This is a genomic window from Actinomadura montaniterrae, assembly GCF_008923365.1.
Classification (GTDB): domain Bacteria; phylum Actinomycetota; class Actinomycetes; order Streptosporangiales; family Streptosporangiaceae; genus Spirillospora; species Spirillospora montaniterrae.
Genome location: NZ_WBMR01000327.1, coordinates 1 through 5,651, shown reverse-complemented (window position 1 = coordinate 5,651; position 5,651 = coordinate 1). Strand labels below are relative to the sequence as shown.

At 73.2% G+C, this 5,651-nt stretch carries 5 protein-coding genes and 1 pseudogene; 3 read left to right on the top strand and 3 right to left on the bottom strand.

Translation table 11 applies throughout. The features are described 5' to 3' along the window. Positions 1–578, top strand: a 578-nt coding sequence (locus tag F9B16_RS53310) for an MFS transporter (RefSeq protein ID WP_225992586.1), incomplete at its 5' end; no start/stop codon positions are given. A 64-nt stretch (positions 579–642) separates the two neighbouring features. Here F9B16_RS53310 and F9B16_RS47185 read toward each other — a convergent pair. The 3 genes from F9B16_RS47185 to F9B16_RS47175 all read right to left on the bottom strand — a co-directional run bounded on the left by F9B16_RS47185 (position 643) and on the right by F9B16_RS47175 (position 3,744). After that, a complete protein-coding gene (locus F9B16_RS47185; RefSeq protein WP_151546799.1) occupies positions 643–1,128 on the bottom strand; it encodes a hypothetical protein in 486 nt (161 codons plus the stop codon). 102 nt (positions 1,129–1,230) lie between these two features. After that, positions 1,231–2,049, bottom strand: coding sequence for a thioesterase family protein (locus F9B16_RS47180; protein ID WP_225992585.1), 819 nt, complete (start codon positions 2,047–2,049; stop codon positions 1,231–1,233). A 24-nt stretch (positions 2,050–2,073) separates the two neighbouring features. Next, entirely contained in the window at positions 2,074–3,744 is a 1,671-nt protein-coding gene (locus tag F9B16_RS47175) for an LCP family protein (protein WP_151546797.1), read from the bottom strand. A gap of 255 nt (positions 3,745–3,999) precedes the next feature. Here F9B16_RS47175 and F9B16_RS47170 point away from each other — a divergent pair, with 255 nt between their 5' ends. Further along, a complete protein-coding gene (locus tag F9B16_RS47170) occupies positions 4,000–5,064 on the top strand; it encodes a glycosyltransferase family 2 protein (protein ID WP_151546796.1) in 1,065 nt (354 codons plus the stop codon). Positions 5,065–5,164: 100 nt separating this feature from the next. After that, a pseudogene (locus F9B16_RS47165) lies at positions 5,165–5,651 on the top strand (hypothetical protein); the annotation flags it as partial.

Below are 5,651 nucleotides of genomic sequence, written 5' to 3'. Positions count from 1 at the left end.
CGCTGTTCTTCGCGGCGCAGTACTTCCAGACGGGGCGCGGCGACCGGCCGCTCGCCGCCGGGCTGCACCTGCTCTCCTGGACGGCCGCGGTGACGGTCGTCGCGCCGGTCGCGGGCCGGATGGTGAACCGGGTCGGCGCCCGGCCGCTGGCGGCGCTGGGGCTGGCCATGCAGGCGGCCGGGATGGGCTGGCTCGCGCTCGCCGCGACGCCGTCCGTGCCGTACTGGGAACTGATCGCGCCGATGCTGATCGCGGGCGCCGGGGTCAGCATGGCGATGCCCGCCGCGCAGGCCGCCGTGCTCAACGCCGTGGAGCCGCAGCAGATCGGGAAGGCGTCCGGGGTGTTCAACACCGGGCGGCAGCTCGGCGGGGTGTTCGGCGTCGCGGTCCTCGCGCTGGCGTTCGCCAAGGCCGGCGGCTACGCGGGACCGTCCGCCTTCACCGACGGCTTCGGCGGCGCGATCGGCGTCGGCGCCGCGCTGTCGCTGGCCGGGGCGGTCGCGGCGCTGGCGATCCCGGGCCACCAGGCGGCGCCGGCCCGGCGGCCCGCCGAGCCGGTCCTCACCACGAACCGCTGAGCGCTCCGGAGACGGGGCGGGCGGTCACCGGGACGTCCCGGTGACCGCCCGCCGCGGCGCCCGGTCAGTCGTGGCTGATCTTGACGATGATCTTGCCGTCCTTGGTCATCCGCGGGCGGAACGTCAGGCCGTTGACGGTCGAGGACGAGCCGGAGCCGGCCCACGAGGCGTCCATCGAGGTGACCATCTTGCTGTCCTTGCCCTGCGCCGTGAAGATCACCCGCGGGCCGTCGGTGCGGACGTCGATGCCGTCCACCCCGTACTTCGGGTCGAGCGGGATCCGCTCGCCGCTGGCGACCTCCACCTCGCAGTCGGCGTCGAGGCAGGCGTTGAGGTTCGTGCCGTCCTTCGCCGCGCCCTTCTTGCCCTTCGGGGCGGCGGCCGGGCTGGCGGACGGCGAGGGCGCGGCGGCCGGCGCGGCGGCGTCGCTCACCGACGGTACGGGCTCCTCCGCGGCGGAGAGCCGGGCGCGGGTCTGCGCCGCGCAGCCGGTCACCGCGAGCGCGGCGACGGCGGTCGTGCTGATCAGGCCGAGAAACCTTGTCGACATCCTCTGGACTCCTGACGGTGACGTCTCTGTGCACCCCTGTCACTACCCAGAGTAGTCGATCAAGAATCGGACGCCGTTCCGCAGGGCCGTCGTCGTGCCAGGTCAGGGCGTTGGCTGCGCGTCCACGATCATGGTCTGCAGCACCCGTCCGAACTCTCCGTGACCGTCGGCGAGGGTCGCCTCGCACAGCGCCCCGCCGCGCGGGCTGACGCTCAGCGACGCGGCCATGCACAGCCACTCCCCGGCCGGATCGCGGTGCAGCGCGACCGTGAGGTCGGTGTTGATGATCATCCACTTGGCCAGGTCGAGCTGGCTGCCGACGCCGGACGCGCTGTCGGCCAGGGTGAGCGCGCGCACCAGCGGCGAGTCGGCCTCGCCGGCGACCAGCGGGATCCGGGACCGGGCCCACGTCGTCCCGGGGCCCGGCTCGAAGAACGAGCCCTCGACGAGCCGCCACTCCATCGCCGACAGGTAGCCGTGCGTGTGCAGCCCCGGCGTCGTGAACGTCCGGCCCTCGTCCGGGAGCGGCGGCGGGGCGGGCGCGTGGACGGTCCCGGGCACCTCGGCGGGCGCCGTCAGGATCCGCCAGGCGGTGGCCCGCACGACCGGCCGCCCCTCGTGCGTCAGCTCGCCCTCCAGCAGCGCGACCCGCCGCCCCGGCCGGACGACCCGCGCGGACACCTCCAGCTCCGCGACCGGGACGGGGGAGAGGATCTCGATCGTCACCCGCGCGACGCGGGTCCCGGGCACCGGGTCGGTGCGCTCGAACGCCCGGCCCATCAGGCCCGCGACCGGGCCGGCGTGCTGCAGCGACGGCGACCAGGGGCCCGCCGTCGCCGGGGTGCTCGCGAACCGCCCGCCGCCGAGCGGCTCGTAGAACGCCTCGGGAAGGTCACCGTCCACCGCCCTGCTCCTCTCCACGATCTAGAACGATATTCTAGATCGTCAGTGGCAGAGCTTCTCCGTGGCGGTCCCGGAGTCCAGCGACGACCCCGACGCGGGCGACGCCGTCGGCGCCGGCGAGGCCACCTTCACCTTCTTCACGCCGTCCCAGTCGGCGCCCACCATCACCTGCACCCGCGACCCCAGCGACGAGACCTCCTTCAGCTTCGCGTCCGGGATCGCCGCCGCCAGGGTCTTCGCCGAGTCCTCCCGGCCCGGGCCGTACTGGATCTGCGTGCGCTGCAGGCCGCGCCGCGCCACCCCCGGCACCACCGTGACGTGGAAGCCGTCCTTCGTCAGCTGCGACCCCGCGCGCGTCGCGAGCCCCGGCGTCCCGATCGCGTTCAGCACGCGGACGCTGATGTCGTCCGGCGGCACCGTCGGGCCGTCCGACGGCGTCTTCGACGGCGACGCGCTCGGCTTCGGCGCCTTCTTCGTCTCGCTCAGCGGCTCGTCATGCCGGATCCGGCCGAACAGGTCGTTCGCCTTCGCCTGGTCCCACTGGACGGTCGACTGCGGCGTCGGCGAGTTCCACAGCTGCGCGTTGTACCCCGGATTCGCCAGCGGCACGTTCGCGAACGTCAGGCTGTCGGTCGACAGGTCCTTCATCTGGTCGGCGAGCTTCGGCAGGCTCTTGGCGAGCTCCGGGTCCACCCGCAGCGACTTCAGCGCCGCGTTCAGGAACCTCGTCGACTTCACCGGGTCGCTCAGCGTCTTCGACGACAGCGCCTGCTTCATCATCGACGCCATGAACTGCTGCTGCCGGTCGATCCGGCCGAGGTCGGTGCCGCCGGTCAGCGTGTAGCGCGCCCGCGCGAACCCCAGCGCCTTCAGCCCGTCCACGTGCGACTTGCCCGCCGGCAGCCTCAGCCCGCTCTTCGGGTCGTCGATCGCCTGCTCGGTGCACACGTCCACGCCGCCGAGCGCGTCCACCATGTTCACGAAGCCGTAGAAGTTCACCTCGATGTAGTGATCGATCGACACGCCGGTCGCCCGCTTGATCGTCGCCACCGTGAGGTCGGGCCCGCCGAACTGGTACGCCCAGGTCAGCTTGCCCGGACGGGCCGGGATCCGCTGCCCCTTCGCCCCCTCCGACCCGTTCGACTCGTGCGCCGGGATCGTCACGTACGAGTCGCGCGGCAGGCTCACGATCGACACCCGGTCGTGGTCGCGGGACACGTGCACCAGCTCCATCGTGTCGGACCGCTCGCCCGGGTCGTGCCCCAGCTTCGCCGCCTTCTGCTGCGCCTTCGTCAGCCCCTCGCGCCGGTCGACCCCCGCGACCAGGATCGTCATCGCGCCCTTCGGGCCGTCCTTGCCCTTGCCGAGCCCGCCGACGTCCACCTTGTCGATCGCGCCCGTCACGTAGTTCTGGAACGCCCACGCCCCGCCCGAGGTCAGCAGCACGAACGCCGACATCGTCCCGGTCAGCGTCAGGAACCGCTTCTGCCGCCGGGCGCTCATCGCCGCCCGCGGGCTGATCCGGCGGCCCGGGCGCCGCGGCCCCCGCGGCCCGTCCACCTTCACCCGCGGCGCCGGCATCCCGTCGATGGTGACGCCCTCGATGTCGCCGTCGTCGGCCGGGCCGTCGGCCGCCCCGCCTGCGGGTCTGGGCCGGAAGTAGCGCTCCAGCGGGTCGGCGTCGCCGCGTCCCGAGTCGTGCCCGTCTGCCATGCCGACGCCCGCCTCCCGAAGACCTCGTTCTCGCGTGGGTCCCCACCACTCTAAAGTGGGGAACACCCGTCCGTTCGCTACCTGGACCTCGTGTCCTTGCAGTAACGTGGCGCCGTCTTGACCACACCCCGGCGGCCCGCACGCAAACCTGGGTGGCGTGGGCTGCGTCAGACAAGCAAGCGAGAGAGAGGAAGGGGGGCCTCCCTCTGGCCGCGGCACCCCGTCGCCACGGTCGAGGACGGCCCGCGAGCCCACATGAATCCATCTCCCCACGCCCAGCGCACGACACGGCACGCACCGCAGCGGAGCACCGGCGAACGCACCTGGCCCGCGGTGTCGGTGGTCATGCCGGTCCTCAACGAGCAGCGCCACCTGACGGACTCCGTCCGGCGGATCATGACCCAGGACTACCCCGGCGAGATGGAGCTCGTGCTCGCCGTCGGGCCGTCCCGCGACCGCACCGAGGAGATCGCCCGCCGGCTCGCCGGCGAGGACTCCCGCATCGTCGTGGTCGCCAACCCCACCGGGCGCACCCCGCAGGGCCTCAACATCGCCATCAAGGCGTCCCAGTACTCGATCATCGTCCGGGTGGACGGGCACTCGCTGCTGCCGCCCGACTACGTCCGCGCCGCGGTCGAGACGATGGAGGAGACCGGCGCCGACAACGTCGGCGGCATCATGGCCGCCGAGGGCGTCACCCCCTTCGAGCAGGCCGTCGCCCGCGCCATGACGTCCCGGATCGGCGTCGGCAACGCCCGCTTCCACACCGGCGGCGAGGCCGGCGAGGTCGAGACCGTCTACCTCGGCACGTTCCGGCGCAGCGCGCTGGAGCGGGTCGGCGGCTACGACGAGACCTTCACCCGCGCCCAGGACTGGGAGATGAACCACCGCATCCGGCAGACCGGCGGGCGGATCTTCTTCACCCCGCGGATGCGCGTCACCTACCGTCCCCGGCCCAACCTGCGCGCGCTCGCCAAGCAGTACTTCCACACCGGGCGCTGGCGCCGCGTCGTCGGCCGCGAGCACCAGGGCACCCTCAACCTGCGCTACCTCGCGCCGCCCATCGCCGTGGTCGCGATGACCGCGGGCGTGGTCGCCGGGGCGTTCGGGTTCTGGCCGGGCTGGATCCTGCCCGGCGGGTACGCGGCCGCGATGATCGTCGGCGCCGCCGTCGAGGGCCGCGGGCTGCCCGTGTCGGCCTGGATGCGGCTGCCGCTGGTCTTCGCGACCATGCACGTCACCTGGGGCGTCGGGTTCCTGACCAGCCCGCCGCGGCTCGGCCAGCCGGCCCCTGCCAAACCCGGCGAACCGGTGGTGTAGCGGCGGAATCCGGCCAACCTCCCCTGAACCCCCGTGCGTCTCCGCACGTCTCAGGGTTAGGTTCGACGGGATCACGCCCGCCGGACGCGAGGAGGTCGCCATGTCCAACGGCGCACGGCACGGCATAGGCGCGGTGGGAGGACTCGTCGCGACCGCCGTGGTCGGATGGTGCCTGCTGTTCGGCACGAACAAGATGTTCCGCGCCACGCGGTTCGGGCTCGTCCAGCTGCGCAGCTACCACGGCAGCGACCTGTGGATCGGCACGCTCGTGCTGCTCGTCGCGGCGGTCCTGATCGGCCTGATGGTCGGGTCCCGCGTCTCACCGCTCGCGTCGCTCGTCCCCGGCGTCGTCTACGCGGCGCTGGGCGTGCTCTGGATCGCCGATCCCATCTGGGCGACGCAGCACACCTCGAGGAAGCCCATGCCCGACAACCTCGTCGAGGGCTACCTGACGTTCGCGCCGATGGGCATGTTCCTGCTGCTCGGCGCCCTGCTCGTCGTCGCGTCGGTGCCGCCGTCGCGGTGGCGCGCCCGGACGGCCGGGGCCGCCGCGCCGCGCTACGCCGGCCCGCCGCCCGCGCCGATGG